Raw genomic sequence first — 23,554 nt, forward strand, 5'->3', positions numbered from 1 at the left:
GGAGCGAAGCTTGCTCGCGAAGGCGTCGTGTCAGTCGATATCTACGTTGACTGATACGACGCCTTCGCGAGCAAGCTTCGCTCCTACAGGAAGTCGTGTTCAGCCTGCGGATTCTGCGATCAAGCCTAAACTCAAAAGTAACCAACCGTTGCGATACAGCAGAAGCGACAAACAGCCGTACAGTCGTGTTGCCACCATCCATTGTGTACAATCGCGGTGTTTTTTACGCGATACTTGCCAGCGACCCACTGTGCCGTATTACAGTCACGGTCAATTCGCCGCAGTTCTCCCGACTCGAGTGCCCATGAACGAACAGTTGCAGCCCCTAAAGAAACAACCGCGAGCAGGCAAAGCCGGCCGCAGCGGTACCCAGGACGATATTGTCTACGCGCATATCTTCGAGGCCATCCTCGAACAGCGTCTGGCGCCCGGCACCAAGTTGAGCGAAGAAGCGCTGGGGGAAATTTTCGGGGTCAGTCGCACCATCATTCGCCGCGCGCTGTCGCGCCTGGCCCATGAAGGCGTCGTGCTGCTGCGTCCGAATCGCGGCGCCGTTGTCGCCAGCCCCAGTGTCGAAGAGGCGCGGCAGGTATTTCTGGCGCGGCGTCTGGTAGAGCGCGCGATCACTGAACTGGCGGTTCTGCACGCCACCGCCGAGCAGATTGCCGAGTTGCGGCAGATGGTCAACGACGAGCGCGACAGCTTCTCCCGTGGCGATCGCGGTGCCGGCATTCGTCTGTCGGGCGAATTCCACCTGAAACTGGCCGAAGCGGCGAAGAATGCGCCGCTGATCAGCTTCCAGCGCAGCCTGGTGTCCCAGACTTCGTTGATCATTGCCCAGTACGAAAGCGGCAACCGTTCCCACTGTTCCTACGACGAACACACCCAGCTGATCGACGCCATCGAAGCGCGTAACGGTGAGTTGGCGGTGAACCTGATGATGCACCACATGGATCACATCGACAGCAAACTCAACCTCGACGAAGAAAGCGCGTCGGATGATTTGCATGCGGTGTTTTCGCATTTGTTGCAAACCAAGAAGCCGGGGCGTTCATCAGCGAAAATCTGATGGACCGAGGTGCCCCAATCGCTGGCAGGCCAGCTCCCACAGTGATTTGTGGAGTCCACACTATCTGCTGTATATCCCCAAAACTGTGGGAGCTGGCCTTCCAGCGATAGCGATCTGACCGGCAACAAAAATCCCCCGGGGCTGAACACCACCGGGGGATTTTTTATGCCCGAAATAATTAGCGCTGATGCACCTGATTCCCCGCCGCATACGTCTGTAAAACCGTCCGGTCATCCCCCAGCGTCATCAACACAAACAACGTCTCGGCAATGTTATTGGCCTGCTTCAAGCGATAACTCAGCAACGGCGTGGCGTTGTAATCCAGCACCAGGAAGTCAGCGTCGGTGCCCGGTTTAAGCGTGCCGATCTTGTCTTCGAGACGCAACGCACGCGCACCGCCGAGGGTCGCCAGGTACAGCGATTTGAACGGGCTCAGGCGCGCACCTTGCATTTGCATGACTTTGTAGGCTTCGTTCAAGGTTTGCAGCAGCGAGAAACTGGTACCACCGCCGACGTCTGTGCCCAGACCGACATTGAGTTTGTGCTTCTCGGCCATCGGCAGGTTGAACAGGCCGCTGCCGAGGAAGAAGTTGGAAGTCGGGCAGAACGCGATGGCCGAGCCGGTTTCCGCCAGCCGCGCGCATTCGTCGTCGCACAGGTGCACGCCGTGGGCGAACACCGAGCGTTCGCCCAGCAATTGGTAGTGATCGTAGACGTCCAGATAGCCCTTGCGCTCAGGGAACAGCTCCTTGACCCACTCGACTTCCTTCAGGTTTTCGCTGATGTGGGTCTGCATGTACAGGTCCGGGTATTCGCTGAGCAACTGGCCGGCGAGGGTCAGTTGTTCCGGGGTGCTGGTCGGGGCGAAGCGCGGGGTGACCGCATAATGCAGGCGGCCCTTGCCGTGCCAGCGCTCGATCAGCGCCTTGCTTTCCACGTAGCTCGATTCGGCGGTGTCGGTCAGGTAGTCCGGCGCGTTGCGGTCCATCATCACCTTGCCGGCGATCATCCGCAGGTCCAGCTGTTCGGCGGCTTCGAAGAACGAGTTCACCGATTGTGGGTGCACGCTGCCGAACACCAAGGCAGTGGTGGTGCCGTTACGCAGCAGTTCCTTGATGAAAATGTCCGCGACTTCATCGGCATGAGCCTTGTCGGCGAACTGGCTTTCGCAAGGGAAAGTGTAAGTGTTGAGCCAGTCCAGCAGCTGCTCGCCGTAGGCGCCGACCATGCCGGTTTGCGGCAAGTGAATGTGGGTATCGATGAAGCCCGGCGTGATCAGCGCATCCTGATAATGAGTGATTTCGATGTCGGCCGGCAGGGTCGGCAGCAATTCGCTGGCGTGGCCGAGGGCGCTGATCTGGCCGTTATCAACCACCAGCAAGCCGTCTTCGAAATACTCATAGGAGGCTTCGATACCCACTTCGGCAGGGTCGGCGATGCTGTGCAGGATGGCGGCGCGGTAGGCTTTGCGAGTCAGAGGCATAAAATTTCTCAATTCGTGGCTTGGCTGCGGCGTGAAGCAGGCAGCAGTTTGGCGATCGATGATCCGGCGCTGGCAGTTTGCTGGCCGAAACTGGCGTTATAGGTGGCGATGATTTCGCCGGCGATGGAGATGGCGATTTCCACAGGCAACTTGCCTTTGACTTCGCCTATGCCCATCGGGCAGCGCATGCGTTGCAGCACGGCGCTGTCGAAACCACGGTCACGCAAGCGGTGTTCGAACTTCACCCGTTTGGTCTTCGAACCGATCAGCCCGAAGTAGGCGAAGTCGTTGCGCTTGAGGATCGCAGCGGTGAGTTCGAGGTCGAGCTGGTGGTTGTGGGTCATGACGATGCAATAGCTGCCGGCGGGCAGGTTGTCGATTTCATCCACCGGTTCTTCGGCGACGATTTTGCGCACGCCGTGGGGGATCTGTTCGGGGAATTCCGCTTCCCGCGAGTCGATCCAGCGCACCCGGCAGGGCAGGCTGGCGAGCAGCGGCACCAATGCGCGACCGACATGGCCGGCACCGAACACGGCGATCTGCGCCTGGACCTGGCCCATCGGTTCGAACAGCAAAACGGTCACGCCGCCGCAGCACTGTCCCAGGCTGGCGCCGAGGCTGAAGCGCTCCAGATGGGTGTCCTGCTTGCCGCTGGCGAGCATCTCGCGGCCGATCTGCATGGCTTTGTATTCCAGGTGCCCGCCACCGATGGTGTCGAAGGCCTGGGTGGCGCTGATGACCATTTTCGAACCGGCATTGCGCGGCGTTGAGCCGAGCTCTTCGATGATGGTCACCAACACGCAGGGCTCACCCTGGGATTGCAGGTCGGCGAGGGCGTCGATCCAGTTGTACATATTCACCTCAACATCTCTGTTGTCTGTTCGGGCCTCATCGCTAGCAGGCTAGCTCCCACAGGGGAATGCATTCCAAATGTGGGAGCTAGCCTGCTAGCGATTGGCCGCGCCTCGGTATCAGAGCGAAGCCAACTCCGGCTCAGCCTCAACGGCCTTGGCCGCCTTCAACTGCCGCATCTGCTCACACCCCCACAACACCCGCTCCGGCGTCGCCGGCGCATCGATGTTCGGCTGATGCTTGTAGTCGCCCAGGCTTGCCACCGCATCCTTGATCGCACACCACGACGCGATGCCCAGCATGAACGGTGGTTCACCCACGGCCTTGGAATGGAACACCGTGTCTTCCGGGTTCTTGCGGTTTTCCACCAGCTTCACCCGCAGGTCCAGCGGCATGTCCGCCACGGCCGGGATCTTGTAGCTGGCCGGGCCGTTGGTCATCAGTTTGCCTTTGTTGTTCCACACCAGTTCTTCCATGGTCAGCCACCCCATGCCCTGGATGAAACCGCCCTCGACCTGGCCGATGTCGATGGCTGGGTTCAGCGAGTCGCCGACGTCGTGGAGGATGTCGGTACGCAGCATCTTGTACTCGCCGGTCAGGGTGTCGATGATCACCTCGCAACAGGCTGCACCGAAGGCGTAGTAGTAGAACGGCCGGCCACGGGCCTGACTGCGGTCGTAAAAGATTTTCGGGGTCTTGTAGAACCCGGTGCTCGACAGCGAAACCTGAGCGAAATACGCCTGCTGGATCAGCGCTTCGAAGGTCAGGATGTGATCGCGAACCCGCACGTGGCCGTTGTGGAATTCGACATCTTCTTCGCTGACCTTGTACTGCCGCGCGGCGAATTCCACGAGGCGTTTCTTGATGATCTCAGCCGCGTTCTGTGCAGCTTTGCCGTTCAGGTCGGCGCCGCTGGAAGCAGCGGTCGGCGAGGTGTTTGGCACCTTGTCGGTGTTGGTCGCGGTGATCTGCACACGGTCCATTTCGACCTGGAACACTTCGGCCACGACCTGCGCAACCTTGGTGTTCAAACCCTGGCCCATTTCAGTGCCGCCATGGTTCAGGTGGATGCTGCCGTCGGTGTAGACGTGGACCAGCGCGCCGGCCTGGTTGAGGAAGCTGGCGGTGAAGGAAATACCGAATTTCACCGGGGTCAGCGCCAGGCCTTTTTTCAGGATCGGGCTGTTGGCGTTGTAGCGACGGATCGCTTCGCGGCGCTCGGCGTACTGGCTGCTTTCTTCCAGTTCGGCGGTCATTTCCTCGAGCATGTTGTGCTCGACGGTCTGGTAATAATGGGTGACGTTGCGCTCAGTCTTGCCGTAGTAGTTGGCCTTGCGCACCGCCAGTGGGTCGAGGGCCAGATGACGGGCGATCGCGTCCATCACTTCTTCGATGGCGACCATGCCTTGCGGGCCGCCGAAACCCCGGTACGCGGTGTTCGACGCAGTGTTGGTCTTGCAGCGATGACCGTTGATGGTCGCATCGCCCAGGTAGTATGAGTTGTCGGCGTGGAACATTGCACGGTCGACAATCGAGGCCGACAAGTCCGGCGAGCAACCGCAGTTACCGGCCAGCTCCAGCGCGATACCGTGCAGACGACCGGTGCTGTCGAAGCCCACGTCGTATTCGACATAGAACGGGTGGCGCTTGCCGGTCATCAGCATGTCTTCAACGCGCGGCAAGCGCATCTTGGTCGGCTGGCCGGTGAGGTGGGCGATGACTGCGCACAGGCACGCCGGGCTTGCGGCCTGGGTTTCCTTGCCACCGAAACCACCGCCCATGCGGCGCATGTCGACGACGATTTTGTTCATCGACACGTCCAGAACTTCGGCCACCAGTTTCTGCACTTCAGTCGGGTTCTGCGTCGAGCAATAGACGATCATGCCGCCGTCTTCGGTCGGCATCACCGAAGAGATCTGGGTTTCGAGGTAGAAGTGTTCCTGGCCGCCAATGTGCAGCGTGCCTTGAATGCGATGTTCGGCAGTCGCCAATGCGCCGGCCGAATCGCCGCGCTGATGGGTGTGGCTGTCGAGCACGAAATGGCGTTTGCGCAGGGCTTCGACCACGTCGAGCACTGGCTCCAGATCTTCATATTCGATGATCGCGGCCATGGCGGCTTTGCGTGCGGTTTCCAGGTCTTTTGCGGCAACGGCCAGTACCGGTTGACCGACGAACTGCACATCATCGATGGCGAGCAAAGGATCGCCCGGCAGCAACGGGCCGATGTCTTTCAGGCCCGGCACGTCTTCGTGGGTGATGGCTATGCGCACGCCTTCGAAGGCGTAGCACGGCTTGGTGTCGATGCTGATGATTTTCGCGTGGGCGCGGTCCGACAGGCGTGCGTAAACGTGCAGCTGATTGGGGAATTCCAGCCGGTCGTCAATGTACTGCGCTTCGCCGGACACATGCTTGGCGGCGCTGTCGTGCTTGACGCTGCGGCCGACACCGGTGGTCAGGTCCTTGGCGAACAGTTCAGCCAGTTCGGCCTGGGTCTTCTCTACGGCGTGATGGTTAGACATAAGCGGTCACCCGGGTCTCGATGTGCGGCGTTTGCAGTTCGATGAAGTATTTGCGCAGCAGGTTCTGCGCGCTGAGCAGGCGATATTCCTTGCTGGCGCGGAAGTCCGAGAGCGGCGTGAAATCTTCGGCCAGTGCGGCGCAGGCGCGTTCGACGGTGGCATTGTTGAACGGCGCGCCGAGCAACACGGTTTCGCAGTTATTGGCGCGTTTCGGGATCGCGGCCATGCCGCCGAATGCCACGCGGGCGTCGGCGATGACACCGTTGTCGATGCGCAGGTTGAATGCCGCGCAGACCGCGGAAATATCATCGTCCAGACGCTTGGAAACCTTGTACGCACGGAACAGTTGTTCGGCGCTGGCGCGGGGCACGATGATCTTCTCGATGAACTCGCTTTCCTGACGCGCGGTGACCCGGTAATCGATGAAGTAATCTTCCAGGGCCAGGGTCCGGCGGGTTTCGCCTTTGCACAAAACGATCTGCGCGCCCAACGCGATCAGCAGCGGTGGCGAGTCACCGATCGGCGAGGCGTTGCCGATGTTGCCGCCGAGGGTGCCCTGGTTGCGGATCTGCAAGGACGCGAAGCGTTGCAGCAATTCGCCGAAGTCCGGGTATTCGGTTTTCAAGGCTTCGTAGCAATCGGAGAGGGCGGTTGCGGCGCCGATTTCCAGGCGGTCGTCGAAGCGTTCGATGCGCTTCATCTCAGCGACGTTGCCGACGTAGATCATCACCGGCAACGCGCGATGAAACTGGGTGACTTCCAGCGCCAGATCCGTACCACCGGCCAGCAGCCGGGCCTGTGGATAAGCGTCGTAGAGGTCGGCCAGATCGGCCACGGTCAGCGGCACCAGGCAGCGCTTGTCGCCACTGTTGAGTTCGCCGATGTCGGTAGGGGCGATGGCTTTCAGGCGAGCGATGGTGTCGGCTTCGCGAGCATCGAACTGATCCGTTTGCTTGCCGCAGCAGGATTGTTCGGCGGCGGCCAGGATCGGTCGATAGCCGGTGCAGCGGCAGAGGTTGCCGGCCAGCGCTTCGTGGGCCTTGTGAGCATCGGGCTCATCGCTGTTTTTTTGCAATGCGAACAGCGACATCACGAAACCCGGGGTGCAGAAGCCGCATTGCGAGCCGTGGCACTCGACCATGGCTTTCTGCACGCTGTGCAGTTCGCCTTTGTGCTTGAGGTCTTCGACGCTGATCAGTTGTTTGCCATGCAACGACGAAACGAACGTCAGGCACGAGTTGAGGCTGCGATAGCGAATGTGTTCGCGGCCATCGTCATCCGTTTGCAGCTCGCCGACCACCACGGTGCAGGCGCCACAGTCACCGCTGGCGCAGCCTTCTTTGGTGCCGGGTTTGCCCACATGGTCGCGCAGATAATTGAGCACGGTCAGGTTTGGGTCCAGGGCGTGCTCGCTACGGAGTTCCTGGTTTAGTAAAAACTGGATCACGGAAGGCCTCGCAGACTCATTATTGTTGTTAACAGACTTGGACCGAATTTATCAGGTCTGACTTTGTGGTCAATGATTTTCTGACTTAAAGGTCAGGAAAACACGTTTTGTCGATCAACGACTCGTCCCTTCATTATTGACCCTCGCGGGTTAGCCTGCTTTTTGCTTGATTCGTGCCAAAAACCGCTGAGTGGGCACTCCGCCATGACCCTTCATGTGCGCTACACTGCGCCGCTTGTGCAGATCGAAGAGTTTGAAGGACAACCATGACGTTCAAGGCGCCGGACAGCCTCGCCGAGCAAATCGCTCACCACCTCGCCGAACGCATCATTCGTGGCGAAATGAAGCCCGGGGAGCGCATCCAGGAACAGAAGGTCACGCTGGCCCTCAATGTCAGCCGCGGTTCGGTCCGTGAGGCCTTGCTGATCCTCGAGCGCCGCCACCTGATCGCGATCCTGCCGCGACGCGGTGCCCACGTGACCGAGCTCACCGCCCACAAGGTGCAGAGCCTGTGCACGCTGATGAGCGAGCTGTACATTCTGCTCGGCAATGCCGTCGCCAAAGGCTGGCAAGTCCAGGCCGATATGGCGCCGTTCGTGCAGATTCAGCAGCGCCTGGCCGCCAGCTACGAGCGTCAGGACATCCGCACCTTCGTCGATGACAGCTTCAACGTGATGCGCGCCGCGTATCCGTTCGCCAACAATCCGTACTTGCAGGAAACCGTCGAGAACTTGCAGCCGGCCATGAGCCGTGCGTATTTCCTCGCCCTGGATCAGCGCAAGGCGTCGATGAGCGAGTTCCTCGAATTGTTCGAACGTTTGCTCGCCGCCGTGCTGGCCCGTGACTTTCCGCAGATCCGCGAAGTGCTGACGGCCTATGCCCAGCGCAGCTGCGATCTGGTGGTTTCTGCCCTGACGGACGCTTAAGCGTGCGGCTCAAGTGCATAAAACTGGCAGGATTCAAATCCTTCGTCGACCCGACCACGGTGAACTTCCCCAGCAACATGGCGGCGGTGGTCGGGCCCAATGGCTGCGGCAAGTCGAACATCATCGACGCCGTTCGCTGGGTGATGGGCGAAAGTTCGGCCAAGAACCTGCGCGGCGAGTCGATGACCGACGTCATCTTCAACGGCTCCACCAGCCGTAAGCCAGTGAGCCAGGCCAGTATCGAGTTGGTGTTCGATAACTCCGACGGCACCCTGCTCGGCGAATACGCCGCCTACGCGGAAATTTCCATTCGCCGCAAAGTGACTCGCGACAGCCAGACCACCTACTACCTCAACGGCACCAAATGCCGTCGTCGTGATATCACCGACATTTTTCTGGGTACCGGCCTGGGCCCGCGCAGCTATTCGATCATCGAGCAGGGGATGATCTCCAAGCTGATCGAGTCCAAGCCCGAAGACTTGCGCAACTTTATCGAAGAAGCGGCCGGCATCTCCAAGTACAAGGAGCGTCGGCGCGAGACCGAAAACCGCATTCGCCGCACCCACGAAAACCTGGCCCGCCTGACCGACCTGCGCGACGAGCTCGAGCGTCAGCTGGAACGTTTGCACCGCCAGGCCGAGGCTGCCAAAAAGTATCAGGAATACAAAGGCGAAGAGCGTCAGCTCAAGGCCCAGCTGTCGGCCCTGCGCTGGCAGGCGTTGAACGAACAGGTCGGGCAGCGCGAAGCGATCATCGGTAATCAGGAAGTCACCTTCGAAGCCTTGGTCGCCGAGCAACGTAACGCCGACGCGAGCATCGAACGCTTCCGTGACGGGCACCATGACCTGTCAGAGCGCTTCAATCTGGTGCAGGGACGCTTCTATTCGGTCGGCGGCGACATCGCCCGGGTCGAGCAGAGCATCCAGCACGGTCAGCAGCGCTTGCGCCAGTTGCAGGATGATCTAAAAGAAGCCGAGCGCGCGCGTCTGGAAACCGAATCGCACCTGGGCCACGACCGCACGTTGCTGCTGACCCTCGGCGAAGAGCTCGACTTGCTCACGCCGGAGCAGGAAGTCACCAGCGCCGCCGCCGAAGAAGCCGCCGCCGCGCTGGAAGAATCCGAAACCACCATGCATGCCTGGCAGGAGCAGTGGGACACGTTCAATCTCACGGCCGCCGAGCCGCGTCGCCAGTCCGAAGTTCAGCAGTCACGCATTCAGCAACTCGAAACCAGCATGGAGCGTTTGGCCGACCGTCAGAAACGTCTCGGTGAAGAGCGCGCCTTGCTGTCGGCGGACCCGGAAGATGCAGCGATCATGGAGCTCAGCGAGCAACTGGCCGCGAGCGAAGCGACCCTAGAAGATCTGCAGGCCAGCGAAGAAGCCCAGGTCGAACGCCTTGAGCAACTGCGTCAGGAATTGCAGCTGGCCCTGCAAAATCAGCAGCAGGCCCAGGGCGATTTGCAGCGCCTCAATGGTCGTCTCGCCTCTCTTGAAGCTTTGCAGCAAGCCGCGCTCGATCCAGGCACCGGCACCGCTGAATGGCTGCGCGAACAGCACTTGGCGGATCGCCCGCGTCTGGCCGAAGGCCTGAAGGTTGAAGCGGGTTGGGAGCTGGCGGTGGAAACCGTACTCGGCGCTGATCTACAAGCGGTGCTGGTGGATGACTTCGGCGATTTCGACCTGGCCGGTTTTGCCCAGGGCGATTTGCGTTTGCTCAGCCCGGCGAGCGATGGCGTGCGCGTGCCCGGCAGCCTGCTCGATAAAGTCGAAGCGCAGATCGATCTGTCGCCCTGGTTGGGGCAGGTCAAGCCAGTTGAGAACCTCGAACAGGCCTTGGCCCTGCGCAGCCAGCTGACCGCCGGCCAGAGCTTGATCAGCCGCGACGGCTATTGGGTGGGTCGACACTTTCTACGTGTCCGTCGGGCCAGTGAAGCAGAGAGCGGCGTGCTCGCCCGCGGTCAGGAAATCCAGCGTCTGAGCATCGAGCGCGAAGAGCGCGAGGCCACGGTCGAAACCCTGGAAACCCAACTTCAGAATCTCCGGGCGCAGCAGCGTCAGCAGGAAAACGGTCGCGAACACTTGCGTCGTTTGCTGCAAGACGAAGCGCGTCAGCAAGGCGAATTGAAAGCCCAGTTGTCTGCCGGCAAAGCCAAGGTTGAACAACTGACATTGCGCCGGACGCGGCTCGATGAAGAGCTCACCGAGCTGGCCGAGCAGCGTACGCTGGAGCACGAAAACATCGGCGAAGCGCGCCTGCAATTGCAGGAAGCCCTCGATGCCATGGCGCTGGACACCGAGCAACGCGAGTTGCTGCTGGCCCAGCGCGACAGCCTGCGCGAGCGACTTGATCGGGTGCGCCAGGAAGCCCGGCAACACAAGGATCACGCGCATCAATTGGCCGTGCGTCTGGGCTCGCTCAAAGCGCAACACGACTCCACGCGGCAGGCGCTGGAACGACTGGAGATGCAGTCCGAGCGCCTGACCGAGAAACGCGAACAGCTGAGCCTCAATCTGGAGGAGGGCGAAGCACCGCTGGAAGAATTGCGCCTGAAACTCGAAGAGTTGCTCGACAAACGCATGACCGTCGACGAAGAACTCAAGACGGCGCAGATCGCTCTGGAAGACGCTGACCGTGAATTGCGTGATGCGGAAAAACGTCGCAACCAGGCCGAGCAGCAATCGCAGTTGATTCGCGGGCAGATGGAAACCCAGCGCATGGAATGGCAAGCCCTGACCGTGCGCCGCAAGACCCTTGAAGATCAGTTGCTGGAAGACGGCTACGACCTGCACGGCGTGCTCGCCACGCTGACCGCTGAGGCCAGCGAGAAGGATGCCGAAGAAGAACTCGAACGCATTGCCGCGCGCATTCAGCGCCTCGGTGCGATCAACCTGGCGGCCATCGACGAATACACGCAACAATCCGAGCGTAAACGTTATCTGGATGCGCAGAACGACGATCTGGTGGAAGCGCTGGACACGCTTGAAAACGTGATTCGCAAAATCGACAAGGAAACCCGAAACCGTTTCAAAGATACCTTTGATCAGATCAATGGCGGTTTACAGGCGTTATTCCCAAAAGTTTTCGGCGGAGGACGCGCGTATTTGGAACTGACGGGCGAAGATCTACTCGATACAGGGGTAACGATCATGGCGCAGCCGCCAGGAAAGAAGAACAGCACCATCCATTTGCTCTCCGGTGGCGAAAAAGCCCTGACCGCACTGGCCTTGGTGTTTGCCATCTTCAAGTTGAATCCAGCGCCGTTTTGCATGCTCGATGAAGTTGATGCGCCATTGGATGACGCTAACGTTGGACGCTACGCACGGCTGGTCAAAGAGATGTCGCAGACGGTGCAGTTCATCTATATCACCCACAACAAGATCGCCATGGAAATGGCTGATCAACTGATGGGTGTGACGATGCACGAACCGGGTTGCTCGCGTCTGGTGGCAGTGGATGTCGAGGAGGCGATGGCAATGGTCGAGGCCTAGCGGCCAGCTGCGAGCCACAAGTTTCAAGCTGCAAGTGACGCGGCTTGCAGCTTGGAGCTTAAAGCTTGTAGCTGCGAAGCCTTTGGTCGTGCTAGTTTAATGTCAATTTTTCGTATACGTGGGCAAAACGCCTGTCAGAACATAGAGTTGGCGCCACGTTTTAAAGCGGTTTGCGAGTTGTAAACCCCTTATTTTTCAGCATTTTTTATAGAGGCACGGGATTACATGGAAATCGGTCTGCGCGAGTGGCTGATCGTCATCGGCATTATTGTCATTGCCGGTATTCTTTTCGATGGCTGGCGTCGCATGCGCGGCGGCAAGGGAAAACTGAAATTCCGTCTTGACCGAAATTTGTCCAACCTGCCGGACGAGGACACCAGCGCCGAGCTGCTGGGCCCGCCCCGCGTGCTGGATAATCATAAAGAACCGCAACTGGACGAGCACGATCTGCCGTCGGTGAGCATGCCTGCCCGTGAACCGCGTGAATCGGGTTCCAAGCGCGGCAAGCGTGGCCACGGCGAACCGTCCCAGGGCGACATGAACCTCAGCCTGGACCTCGACGGCGGCCCGAGCTTCAGCAGTCGCGACGACGATTTCCCGGATGACACCAAGGCTTCGCCTTCGGTCAACGACAAGGAACAACCACAAGCCGAAGAAGTGCTGGTGATCAGCGTGATCTGCCGCGACGCGGCCGGCTTCAAAGGCCCGGCGTTGTTGCAGAACATTCTGGAAAGCGGTCTGCGCTTCGGCGAGATGGATATTTTCCATCGCCACGAAAGCATGGCTGGCAACGGTGAAGTCCTGTTCTCCATGGCCAATGCGGTCAAGCCGGGCATCTTCGATCTGGACGACATCGACCACTTCAGCACGCCAGCGGTGAGCTTCTTCCTCGGCCTGCCAGGCCCGCGTCATCCGAAGCAAGCGTTCGACGTGATGGTGGCCGCAGCGCGCAAACTGTCCCAAGAGCTGAACGGCGAACTGAAAGACGACCAGCGCAGCGTGTTGACCGCCCAGACGATTGAACACTACCGTCAGCGCATCGTTGAATTCGAACGTCGCGCCCTGACCCAGAAGCGCTGATATTGGCGACCAGTGGGGGATCTTGACGCGACTCCCGCCCCTGTAGGAGCCAGGCTTGCCGGCGAAGGCGATCTTAAATACGCCTTCGCCGGCAAGCCTGGCTCCTACAATGAATCTACGTCGTACTTACAGATTGAGCAGCCTCGGCTGCTCTTTTGCTTTATGAGAGAACACCCATGACCGCCGCCAAAACCCGCATTCTAGAGCTGCGCGCTGAGCTGGATCAGCACAACTACCGCTATCACGTGCTGGATGAGCCGAGCATTCCGGACGTCGAATACGATCGGTTGTTCCACGAGCTCAAGGCCCTCGAAGCGGCCAATCCGGAGCTGATCACCAGCGACTCGCCGACCCAGCGTGTCGGCAGCGCGGCGCTGTCGGCGTTCACTCAGGTGCGTCATGAAGTGCCGATGCTCAGCCTCGGCAACGCCTTCGAAGAAACCGACATGCGCGAGTTCGATCGGCGGGTGACTGAAGGCCTCGACCTGCCGGCCGGCGACTTGTTTGGCGGCGGCGCGGCGGTGGAATACAGCTGCGAACCGAAGCTTGATGGCCTGGCGGTCAGCCTGCTTTATCAGGACGGCGTATTGGTACGCGGCGCAACGCGCGGCGACGGCACCACCGGCGAAGACATCAGCGTCAACGTACGCACCGTGCGCAATATCCCGCTCAAGCTGCAAGGCAGCGGCTGGCCGGCGACCCTGGAAGTGCGCGGCGAAGTGTTCATGTCCAAGGCCGGTTTCGAACGCCTGAACGCCACGCAACTGGAGGTCGGCGGCAAGACCTTCGCCAACCCGCGTAACGCGGCGGCCGGTAGCTTGCGCCAGCTCGATTCGAAGATCACCGCCAACCGTCCGCTGGAATTCTGCTGCTACGGCATCGGCCAGATTTCGGCGGATATTGCCGACACCCACATCGGTAATCTCAAGCAGCTCCAGGCGTGGGGCATGCCGATCAGTCGCGAGCTGAAACTGGCGCACGGCATTGATGAATGCCTGGATTACTACCGCGACATCGGTGAGCGCCGCAACGGTCTGGCCTATGAAATCGATGGCGTGGTGTTCAAGGTCAACAGCATCGCGTCCCAGCGTGAACTGGGTTTCCGTGCTCGCGAACCGCGCTGGGCGATTGCCCACAAATTCCCGGCCATGGAAGAACTCACCGAACTGTTCGACGTGGAATTCCAGGTCGGCCGTACAGGTGCCGTGACGCCCGTGGCGCGCTTGAAACCGGTCAAGGTTGCCGGCGTCACCGTGGCCAATGCGACGTTGCACAACATGGACGAAGTGGCGCGTCTGGGCTTGATGATCGGCGACACCGTGATCATTCGCCGCGCAGGTGACGTGATTCCGCAAGTGGTGCAGGTGGTCATGGAGCGCCGTCCGGACGACGCGCGTGCGGTGCAGATTCCCGAGAAGTGCCCGGTCTGCGGCTCGCATGTCGAGCGCACGCAGCTGGTCAAACGCAGCAAGGGTCGCGAGACGGTCAGCGAAGGCGCGGTGTATCGCTGCGTCGGTCGACTGGCCTGCGGTGCGCAACTCAAGCAGGCGATCATCCACTTCGTCTCCCGCCGCGCGATGGACATTGAAGGCCTGGGCGAGAAGAGCGTCGAGCAGTTGGTGGACGAAGGGCTGGTGAATTCGCCGGCCGATCTGTACGCCCTGACGTTCGAGCAAATCGTCGATCTGGAAGGCTTTGCCGAGTTGTCGAGCAAGAACCTGCTCGGCGCCATTGAAGACAGCAAGCGGCCGAGTCTTGCGCGGTTCGTCTACGCCCTTGGGATTCCAGATGTCGGCGAAGAGACGGCCAAGGTGCTGGCTCGTTCTCTCGGCTCGCTGGAGCGGGTTCAGCAGGCGTTGCCGCAAGTGCTGACATACTTGCCGGATGTCGGCCTGGAAGTGGCTCACGAGATTCACAGCTTCTTTGAAGATGCGCATAACCAACAGGTGATTGCGGATCTGCTCAAGCACGGTTTGCAGATTCAGGATCAGGGCGAGCTGGGGGCCGAGTTCGCCGCCAGCACCACGCTGGGCGGTTTCCTCGACAAGCTGCACATTCCTTCAGTCGGGCCGGGCGGGGCGCAGAAGTTGGCGGACAAGTTTGGTTCGCTGGAAGGGGTGTTCGAAGCAGACTGGCTGGACATGCGTCAAGCATTGCCGGAGAAACAGGCCAATTCGGTTCGCGAGTTTTTTGCAGTGGCAGAAAATCGCCAGATTGCTGAGGCCGCCGAGAAGCAGCTGTGCGATTTCGGCATGCATTGGCAGAGCGAGAAGAAAGTCGTCGAAGGCCTGCCTCTGGCTGGCCAGACCTGGGTGCTGACCGGTTCGCTGGAATTGATGAGCCGCGATATCGCCAAGGACAAACTCGAAAGCCTCGGTGCCAAGGTGGCGGGTTCGGTATCGGCCAAGACCCATTGCGTGGTGGCTGGGCCGGGTGCAGGTTCGAAGCTGGCCAAGGCTAATGAGTTAGGGCTGAAGGTTCTCGATGAAGAAGCGTTCGTCGATTTCCTGAAAAAACACGGCATCTCGGTCTGACACTAATTCTGTGTCCAAGAAGCTCTTCTGTGGTGAGGGGGCTTGCCCCCGTTGGGTCGCGCAGCGGCCCCCAAAACCGCAAACGTCATTCTTTCAGGCATGCCGCGCCAGCGATTTTGGGGCGGCTTCGCCGCCAACGGGGGCAAGCCCCCTCGCCACAAAAGCAATGCACACAGGTGTTCTCGTGGGAACGATCTTCGCTGGGGAATGATCTAGTCTTGGCAAGCCCCAGGGAGAGATCGCCATGTACCGTTTCTTCGAACAGCTCAGCTCACGCATCGCCGCGCCCTTCGTGGGCGAAAGTTCGCGCAACAGCAAGGTCTGGCATTGCCGCTGCGGGCAGTCGCTGTTCTTTCGCAACAGCCAGTGCCTGACCTGTTCGGCAGCGCTGGGTTATCAGCCGGAGCAGAGCCGCCTGTCCTCGCTGCAGCCAGGCATGCAGGCGGACACCTGGCTGCTCGACGCCGATCCCGAAGCCGGTCTGTTCCGGCGCTGCGCCAACCTCGACTCTCCCGCTGCGTGCAATTGGCTGCTGCCGGCCAATGACCACGATGCGTTGTGCATCGCCTGTAGCCTGAATCGCACCATCCCGGACCTGTCGATTGCCGAAAACCATGACCGCTGGCGCAAGGTCGAAACCGCCAAGCGTCGTCTGGTCGCACAGCTGATCAGCCTGGGTTTGCAGGTGATTCCCAAAACCGTCGACGAACAGGCCGGCCTGGCCTTCGACTTCATTGGAGTCGACCTTGAAGGCAAGCCGCCGACCACGGGGCACGCCAACGGTCTGATCACCCTCGATATCAAGGAGGCCGACGACGCTCACCGCGAAAAGGTCCGGGTGCAAATGCACGAGCCTTATCGCACGCTGCTCGGGCATTTTCGGCATGAGGTCGGGCATTACTACTGGGACCGGTTGATCGCCAATAGTCACTGGTTGGAACCGTTCCGCAGCCTGTTCGGCGATGAGCGTGTCAGCTACGCCGACGCTATGGAGCGCCATTACCAGCAAGGTGCGCCGCTCGACTGGCAGCAACAGTGCGTCAGCGCCTACGCCACCATGCATCCTTGGGAAGACTGGGCGGAAACCTGGGCGCATTACCTGCACATGATGGACGCGGTGGACACGGCACTGGGGTTTGGCATGAGCGCGAGGGAGATGGATTTCGACTACCAGCCGTTTCCGTCTGAGACGCTCTACGATCCACAGCATCCCGGCGGCGCGGCGTTCCTGTCGTTCGTCAACGCATGGATCGAACTGGCCGGCATGCTCAATGAACTGTCACGCAGCATGGGCCAGCCGGATTTCTACCCGTTCGTCCTGCCGCCGGCAGTGATTGCCAAGCTGCACTTCATCCACCTGGTGATCCAGCAAGAGGGCGGCAGGGCGGATGAGGTGCTTCAAGACCTGTAGCCGCCCACGTCCATTTGTAGCAGCTGTCGAGCCTGCGAGGCTGCGTTCGGCTGCGCAGCAGTCGCAAATCCGGTGTTCGCGGTTTACCTGCAAAACCGCGCTGCCTGATTTTACGACTGCTGCGCAGCCGAACGCAGCCTCGCAGGCTCGACAGCTGCTACGGACAGTGGAGTTTCGCGTCCTGTGCATGTCCTTGACCTGATTCATATTTTTAATCTGGATCGAACGGTTGTAACTTCGTCTCAGATAGGTACAATGGCGCGGCTCGCCGTCAGGTGAGCGTCGTTATGGTGACCCCATCGGTCCCCCCGCAACGATTACCCGTGAACCTGGTCAGATCCGGAAGGAAGCAGCCACAGCGGGAACATTGTGTGCCGGGGTGTGGCTGGTGGGGTTGCCTCCTATCTCTAAGTCCTTGATTTTACAAGGATTTATCAGCAAAAAATCTTGAAGTGGAACAGCGTTTAAGTACACCTAAGTGGTGCACCTCTGAACATGCTAACCCACGACTCAGACTAACCCTATCCTTTCATCGAAGATTCCTCCTACCGTCGCTGGCGATGGCATATCGCTTTCACTGTGTAGCTGTTAACCTTGCGCTATGCAGGGATTTGCATATCCCGCTTAAGTAACAATTTGAACGCCTCTGGCGTCATTTGGCGGGGATGGCTAAGTGGAATACGTTTGTTACGTGCCAGATCAAACGGAATGTACCGTTCTGTTGTATCAACAAAATCCTGAGCTTTATCGGGGCAATATTGCGTGCGATATTTGCCAAGAAAAATCGTGGTTTGTTAAAGGATTTACGACTGAAAAGTATTATCGGGCGCCCTGCTTCGCAGCCCACCATATCGATGGGTGTGGTAATAAGATAACCCTAATTCCAGATGATGATGGTGTTGCATCTCCAGGTGCTTTATCTGCAATTAATATAGATTTAGATAAGCAGCGTAAGCAAACCATTGATGTCGCTGTGCCTCAGTCAAAATCGAAGAAAGAATCTAATTGGGGTGTTACTAGAAAGTATTCAAGCGTTGGTGATTACCCAGAAAACAAGTCACTTCGACAAATACTGACAAGCCTTGGTCGTGACCCCGATTTCCCAAGCTCTGATAAACTTGTAAGAATGGTTGCGGATGGCGGGAGGGTTGTCCTTGAGGGGCTGCTTGTAGATCATATAATTTCACAGAGCAATATATCAGTCGCACCTCTAGGTGAGCCAAAAATATTTTGGGGAAGAATAAATAATGTCAATCGACAGAATGGAGTTCTTTGGCTGAACTGTGGTAACTATAAAAGTGAGCCAAGTATTTTGATTGATGATGATGAGCTGGAAGATCAGCTCATTGAGGATTTTCGATTGAAGGATGTTGATGAGTTGCAAGGCGCTGATTTTATTGTGGTGGGTGTTGCGTTTCAAGCGAGTAATGGGAAGCCATACATAAAGTTTGGATTTACGAAGTATGTTGCCTTTAGGAAGTATAGGTTGGAATGAGCTCGGGGTGTTTATGTTGAGGCCACGTTTGACGGATTATCATGGAATTTACAAGGGGCAGTCCGAATTAGATTTTGCTATTCAGTTTTTTGATGAAGATATTCCTCTCTATATTGATCCGTTTTTGCTGTGGAAGTCTCCTTCGCTGCAGGATCAATCACTACATACAACCATTGTAAACTCATTTAATCACCTAAACTTCCTTTTGAAGAAAGGCAAGGAAACAGAAGCTTTAGAGCTGTTAATTAACATCTCAGAGTGTCCTGAGGTTGGATTGGGAGTTTCAAAAAATAGGCGCGGGGTACGTTTGGGTAGAAGCTATGCTCAAGAGGTACTTAATTTATTTTCACGAATTGAAAGCTATAGTAAGTTTGGTTTTACGCATTTTGAAGTTATTCAGTTGTATGTGAGTGGCGTTTCAAAAGATCGGGTGAGTGATATAGCTTGTAATTTCATCAAGTCGTTTCTAATTGATTACACGGTGTCTCAGTGTGAAGTTCATGGTATACCTTTGGAGGGGGTGGTTCTTGATTCGATATACGGTTACAGAGAGAATAAGCTCTTGGTTAATCAAAAAGTTTATTTGCCTGTCAATCCTGAGACAAAAGAGCCAATAATATTTACTCCGAAGAGGTGGCTTCGCTTTTCGCCGTGGATAAATTACGATAATTATTTCCAGTCATATTGCCCTCGTGATGAAATTTTTAATCCGGGCGAAGCTGTCGAGCGTGTTCAGGTTTTAAATTACAATCGAGACAATTATGGTGTGGTCGAAGATTACGTAGCAAATAGAGTTAGGCAGTCAGCGGACTGTGTTAATGATCCTTTGTTTAGCCAGATACCTGTATTGTCAGCAAAAAGGAAACTAGACGAAATACTTAAACTAAAATCAGGTAAGGAGGATGGTGCTGATTGGAGGTACGAAAAACTCTGCTCTGAGCTCCTCGCCTCATTGTTTTACCCTAATCTGGATTTTGCGGTAGAGCAAAGCAGAACTGAGTCCGGCAGACATGTGAGGGACTTGGTATTCTATAATAATAGAGATGTGGATTTTTTAGACGAGGTTTTTTCGGAGTTCGGTAGTAGGCAATTGGTATTTGAAATGAAAAACGTTGCGAAAATAGAACGTGATCATATAAACCAGCTGAATCGATATTTGCAAGGAGGCTTTGGGTCTTTCGGTGTGTTTTTAACTAGGAATGATCTCCCCAAAGTAATGTTTCAAAATACCATCGATTTATGGTCAGCGCAGAGAAAGTGCATTATCGCCGTTACTGACGCCGACCTAACTTTAATGGTTGCACTGTACGAAAGTAAGCAGCGTAGCCCCCTAGATGTTTTGAAGAAAAAATATATCGAATTTCGACGTGCATGCCCATCTTGAAGTGAGTATTTATGAATAGAAAAGACGTGGATGTATTTGAAAAGCTCTCTGGTCAATTAATCAGTACGTATGAGGAGTTGTCCGTTCTTTCAAAGAAGAGTCCAAACGATGCTCTGAATAAATTTAAATTGAAGTTTGTTAATTCATTGTTAGCAGAAAGTAACGTGTTTTTAACTGATAGGTATAGACCGTTTCTAGATTTTGAAGTCTTTGATGTGGATGACATTCCCCAGAATAGTGATGTGGTTTTTATTCTCGCTCAATATATCCAATGTTTTGAAAAGCTGCGTGCAGACAATGTCGCTCTCCGCAATGGTGGATGGAGTTGGCGACTGGAAGCGGCTCCAGGGGAAGTAGGTGATGAGAAAGGCCATATATGGATTCGCACCGTAAAACCAAAAAACCTTAAGGATTGATTATGAAAAAAGGTGAGTTGACGATCAGAATTCAGCAGGCGGAACTGTACGAAGTTACCAAGCCGCTGTTGCAATCAATGTACGAAGAGTTTAAGGAGTTGAGTAAGAAAAAGCCTGAGGCGGCTCTCAGTAAAGGGAAGGTGAAAATTGTTAATAGGCTTCTTGAGCGCGTGCGCGAGGTTTTGGTCGGAGAAGCGTCAATGGATTTTCTAGATTTATTTGATGAGGATGATATTCCTCAGAATAGTGATGTTGTCTTGATGCTTTCTCAATATGTTGCAGGTATTGCAGCTTTCAAAGATAAATATTATGGGTACAACGGGAGGGAGAATGTTTGGTTTACAAGCTAGAACCCAGCGGCGGACTACCGAGCAATATATTATATAGAAATGGTTCAGTCGCCTCTGTGCTAGCTGTTGTAGGGTCTCAAGGCTGGGTTGTGCTCTGTAGTCTCGGCCCACTGTCGTTCCGGAACATCTTAGGTGGAGCAACGCCATCGTGCTCCTGATCGCTGGAGCGACGTGGCGACTTCTGCGAGAGTGAAATCTTTTCTACCGGTAGTTCTGTAGTTCTAGATTTGCTGAAGCTTTCATGCTAACGTCTGATTGCCCTCGTCCGGGATTAAACTTGGTTGAATTAAATGCGACCATAAGGAACAATGCTACAAGCAACTGCTCAGTGTTCTGCTAATGGTTCGCTGAATGGATAACTCAAAGTGAATAGGGTGAAATATGGACGAGGGCTCTTTAGTCGACGAGAGTTTGAGACTGACTAGCGACTCTGATGTAGATGATCTGGCCAATATTCTTGGTACGACCTATCCGAAGATTAAGTATTTATACTACACTAGAAGCGTCGTAGGTCATTATAGTGCGTTCGCCATTCCTAAAAAAGGCGGTGGTAAACGACAGATTTTGGCACCCGATAATCAATTAAAAGTTCTTCAAAAAAGGCTGGCCCGCCAACTTTCGTTTCTCTACAAGCCCAATCCCCGCGCTACTGCGTTTTTAAGCAAGTCATCAATTGTTCGCAATGCATCTTTTCATACGCGCAAGAATTTCGTATTCAATATAGATTTGAAGGATTTTTTTCCTTCTATAACCTTTGCTCGCGTGCGAGCCATGCTTATAAGTCAACCTTATAATTTAACGCCGGAAACTGCGACAGTTATTGCGCACTTGGCAACTGTTGATGGAAAGCTTCCGCAAGGATCACCCTGCTCGCCTGTTATATCTAATATGATTTGCGCGTCTCTAGATACGCAGTTGCGCACTCTTGCCAAGAGGCACAAAGCTAGTTACACAAGATATGCAGATGATATTACTTTTTCTTTTTATGTTCCTATGCAATATTTGCCAGAAGATATTGTAGTGCTAGGTGATAATGATGGTGGTAAAACACATCACGTAGTATCAGTTGGCACCGTGCTCAGCGAGATTATTTCAAAAAAAGGGTTTACCATAAACCCTAAAAAAGTCAGGCTTCAGCGACGAGACGAAAAACAGGTAGTTACTGGTTTGGTCGTTAATCAGAAAGTAAATACTGATCGACGATACATACGTACAACTTCAGCCATGATTCATTCGCTTTCGATTCTTGGCGTAGATAATGCAAATCTAATCCATAAAGCGAAGTCGCCTGAGGCATCTACTGAGTTATCTGCGCACGTTTTTGGTCGACTGTTATTTATCCATCAAGTTAAAGGTGTAGATTCTCCCGTTTATCGACGACTTGCAATGCGATTCAATCAACTTGAAACCCCATATAAAGTTCCTCTGGCAAAGTTGATAGAAGTCTATGAAGATGCCGGAATGAAGCATAACCAACTAAATATACGCCGTTGCTGGGTTATTGAAAATGAAAAGTGGTCAACTCAAGCAACAGGATTCATGCTTGAAAACAATATAATGATCACGTGCGCGCATGCGTTCAACTACAAGTTGAATTTAGATATCGACTCGGATGTCGAATATGGCAATACGCATAATTGTGACGAAGTTTGGTTTGATGACTGTATAGTTTACCGAGTAAATGACAGGGCAAAAAAATATGCAGCAAAGGCGTTGTTCTTTGACAAGCATCGTGATTTGGCTATTGTATCCATAGATCAGCCGGATGAAAAATTTGAGTTTTTCCGGCTGGAAGAAACTTTGCAAGTCGCAATAGAAGACAAAGTTTCCGTATTAGGCTTCCCCAACTTAAAAGTTGGGTCTACTGATGTATGTCGGTTCTGGGCTGCGGTCGACAACAAGTATGTCAGGTCTACCATTGAGTGCGGCAGTGTTGACAAGGTACTCTATAGCGGAAATAGCGGAGGGCCATTAATCAATTCCAATCAACATGTTGTTGGTGTGGTTAGGCGCGGTGCTGCTGGAGACCCGGAAGGGACCAACGAATTCGTGTGCGCTTCCGAAGTCGTTAAAGTTCTCAAAGAATTTCAATCAACGCTCGTAATGGCTTAGTACAAAATAGTAGAAGTCGAAAGTCATTGAGTCGAGTGACAAAATCAATGAAAGGTGGTGCTGTATTTGTATCAATGCCACCGCTTTTACCTGAAATTCCAATCCCCCTATTTTGGAGTTTCGATTTCCAGCCGAATACGTATGTTCAGTTGATGAAAATCCCTGTTCATCTAGATATTGAGGACCTGGGTTTAACCGATAACCGTTTCAGGGAAGGTTACCCCGTCCAGCTTTATCAGAATCCCCCTGAGACTGCGTAGGATTGCGTATGGAAGGCTTTAACCGAGTGGGAATGCATTGCCTCACCCGGCTTTGTAGTTGTTCCTGTGAGCGAGAAAAGCTTTCACCTTTTGGACTGTGGTTGTGCTGCATTCCAGCAGGCCAGCAACTGTACGAATACTCTTGCCGTCATTCAGCAGTGTTGTGATGCGGTTACGCAGTTCTGTGTCCACCTGACGACCTTTGTACGTACCTTCCTGCTTCGCCTTCTCGATACCTTCAGCCTGACGACGACGACGGTCTTCATAGTCCTTACGGGCGACTACAGCCAGCATGTCGAGCAACATACCATTGACCGCTGCAATCATTCCCTTCGTGAAGTCGTTCATACCTTCGGTTGGTTTCAATGCTGCGTGACTGGTGCTCAGATCGAGGGATACCACTGTCACTTTCTTGGCTGCGATCTTAGCTTTCAGTGTTGCCCAGTCATCAGGAGACAAGCGGGAGAGTCTGTCGACTTGTTCAATCAGCAGCACGTCGCCTTCATGACTGTCTTCCAACAGACGGAACAACTCAGGACGTTCCAGCTTCGTGCCTGATTCGTTCTCTATGTAGAAGGCTGCAATTTTATGACCATTGTCAGCAGCGAACGATACAAGGGCTGCTTTGGCACGGCTGGCATCTTGCCCAGAGGTTGATGCCCGAAGGTATGCACGGAGAAACATGTTGAAGCCCCCTGTGTATCATTTAGGATGTGTCACATTTT

The 23,554-nt window shown here is 55.6% G+C and carries 16 protein-coding genes and 1 other RNA gene; 12 read left to right on the forward strand and 5 right to left on the reverse strand.

The window, feature by feature from the left end:
- Nucleotides 1-304: 304 nt before the first annotated feature.
- Nucleotides 305-1,069 carry a GntR family transcriptional regulator gene (locus ACYZT6_RS07630; protein WP_462026351.1) on the forward strand — a complete coding sequence of 255 codons (765 nt, stop codon included), beginning with the start codon at nt 305-307 and terminating at the stop codon, nt 1,067-1,069.
- A 178-nt stretch (nt 1,070-1,247) separates the two neighbouring features.
- On the opposite strand, the gene guaD is transcribed toward ACYZT6_RS07630, so the two are convergent.
- The 4 genes from guaD to xdhA all read right to left on the reverse strand — a co-directional run bounded on the left by guaD (nt 1,248) and on the right by xdhA (nt 7,370).
- A complete protein-coding gene (gene guaD, locus ACYZT6_RS07635) occupies nt 1,248-2,552 on the reverse strand; it encodes a guanine deaminase (RefSeq protein WP_461980514.1) in 1,305 nt (434 codons plus the stop codon).
- An 8-nt stretch (nt 2,553-2,560) separates the two neighbouring features.
- Entirely contained in the window at nt 2,561-3,406 is an 846-nt protein-coding gene (gene xdhC / locus ACYZT6_RS07640) for a xanthine dehydrogenase accessory protein XdhC (protein WP_462026352.1), read from the reverse strand.
- 117 nt (nt 3,407-3,523) lie between these two features.
- A complete protein-coding gene (gene xdhB, locus ACYZT6_RS07645) occupies nt 3,524-5,923 on the reverse strand; it encodes a xanthine dehydrogenase molybdopterin binding subunit (protein WP_462026353.1) in 2,400 nt (799 codons plus the stop codon).
- Nucleotides 5,916-7,370, reverse strand: a complete 1,455-nt coding sequence (xdhA, locus tag ACYZT6_RS07650) for a xanthine dehydrogenase small subunit (RefSeq protein ID WP_462026354.1) — start codon at nt 7,368-7,370, stop codon at nt 5,916-5,918. Before xdhA ends, xdhB begins: the two co-directional genes overlap by 8 nt.
- Before the next feature lie 266 nt (nt 7,371-7,636).
- Between xdhA and ACYZT6_RS07655 the strand changes: the two genes are divergently transcribed.
- The 11 genes from ACYZT6_RS07655 to ACYZT6_RS07705 all read left to right on the forward strand — a co-directional run bounded on the left by ACYZT6_RS07655 (nt 7,637) and on the right by ACYZT6_RS07705 (nt 22,569).
- On the forward strand, nt 7,637-8,296 hold the full coding sequence (locus tag ACYZT6_RS07655; protein ID WP_461957980.1) for a GntR family transcriptional regulator: 660 nt from the start codon (nt 7,637-7,639) through the stop codon (nt 8,294-8,296).
- A 2-nt stretch (nt 8,297-8,298) separates the two neighbouring features.
- Nucleotides 8,299-11,787: a chromosome segregation protein SMC gene (smc, locus tag ACYZT6_RS07660; RefSeq protein WP_462026355.1), complete on the forward strand. Its 3,489-nt coding sequence runs from the start codon at nt 8,299-8,301 to the stop codon at nt 11,785-11,787.
- Nucleotides 11,788-12,012: 225 nt separating this feature from the next.
- Nucleotides 12,013-12,867 carry a cell division protein ZipA gene (gene zipA, locus ACYZT6_RS07665; protein ID WP_462026356.1) on the forward strand — a complete coding sequence of 285 codons (855 nt, stop codon included), beginning with the start codon at nt 12,013-12,015 and terminating at the stop codon, nt 12,865-12,867.
- Nucleotides 12,868-13,043: 176 nt separating this feature from the next.
- Complete coding sequence (gene ligA, locus ACYZT6_RS07670; RefSeq protein WP_462026357.1) at nt 13,044-15,401, forward strand: NAD-dependent DNA ligase LigA; 2,358 nt, start codon at nt 13,044-13,046, stop codon at nt 15,399-15,401.
- A gap of 244 nt (nt 15,402-15,645) precedes the next feature.
- Nucleotides 15,646-16,812 carry a zinc-binding metallopeptidase family protein gene (locus tag ACYZT6_RS07675; protein WP_462026358.1) on the forward strand — a complete coding sequence of 389 codons (1,167 nt, stop codon included), beginning with the start codon at nt 15,646-15,648 and terminating at the stop codon, nt 16,810-16,812.
- A gap of 297 nt (nt 16,813-17,109) precedes the next feature.
- An RNA gene (gene ffs, locus ACYZT6_RS07680) (signal recognition particle sRNA small type) lies at nt 17,110-17,206 on the forward strand.
- Nucleotides 17,207-17,503: 297 nt separating this feature from the next.
- Nucleotides 17,504-18,307, forward strand: coding sequence for a hypothetical protein (locus ACYZT6_RS07685; RefSeq protein WP_462026359.1), 804 nt, complete (start codon nt 17,504-17,506; stop codon nt 18,305-18,307).
- Complete coding sequence (locus ACYZT6_RS07690) at nt 18,276-19,691, forward strand: hypothetical protein (protein ID WP_462026360.1); 1,416 nt, start codon at nt 18,276-18,278, stop codon at nt 19,689-19,691. Before ACYZT6_RS07685 ends, ACYZT6_RS07690 begins: the two co-directional genes overlap by 32 nt.
- Before the next feature lie 11 nt (nt 19,692-19,702).
- A complete protein-coding gene (locus tag ACYZT6_RS07695) occupies nt 19,703-20,107 on the forward strand; it encodes a hypothetical protein (protein ID WP_122674653.1) in 405 nt (134 codons plus the stop codon).
- 2 nt (nt 20,108-20,109) lie between these two features.
- A complete protein-coding gene (locus ACYZT6_RS07700; RefSeq protein WP_462026361.1) occupies nt 20,110-20,457 on the forward strand; it encodes a hypothetical protein in 348 nt (115 codons plus the stop codon).
- Between the two features lie 381 nt (nt 20,458-20,838).
- Nucleotides 20,839-22,569 carry a reverse transcriptase domain-containing protein gene (locus ACYZT6_RS07705; protein ID WP_462026362.1) on the forward strand — a complete coding sequence of 577 codons (1,731 nt, stop codon included), beginning with the start codon at nt 20,839-20,841 and terminating at the stop codon, nt 22,567-22,569.
- Between the two features lie 302 nt (nt 22,570-22,871).
- On the opposite strand, the gene ACYZT6_RS07710 is transcribed toward ACYZT6_RS07705, so the two are convergent.
- Complete coding sequence (locus ACYZT6_RS07710) at nt 22,872-23,513, reverse strand: recombinase family protein (RefSeq protein ID WP_462026363.1); 642 nt, start codon at nt 23,511-23,513, stop codon at nt 22,872-22,874.
- Nucleotides 23,514-23,554 lie beyond the last annotated feature (41 nt).

The organism is Pseudomonas sp. RT6P73 (assembly GCF_054897715.1).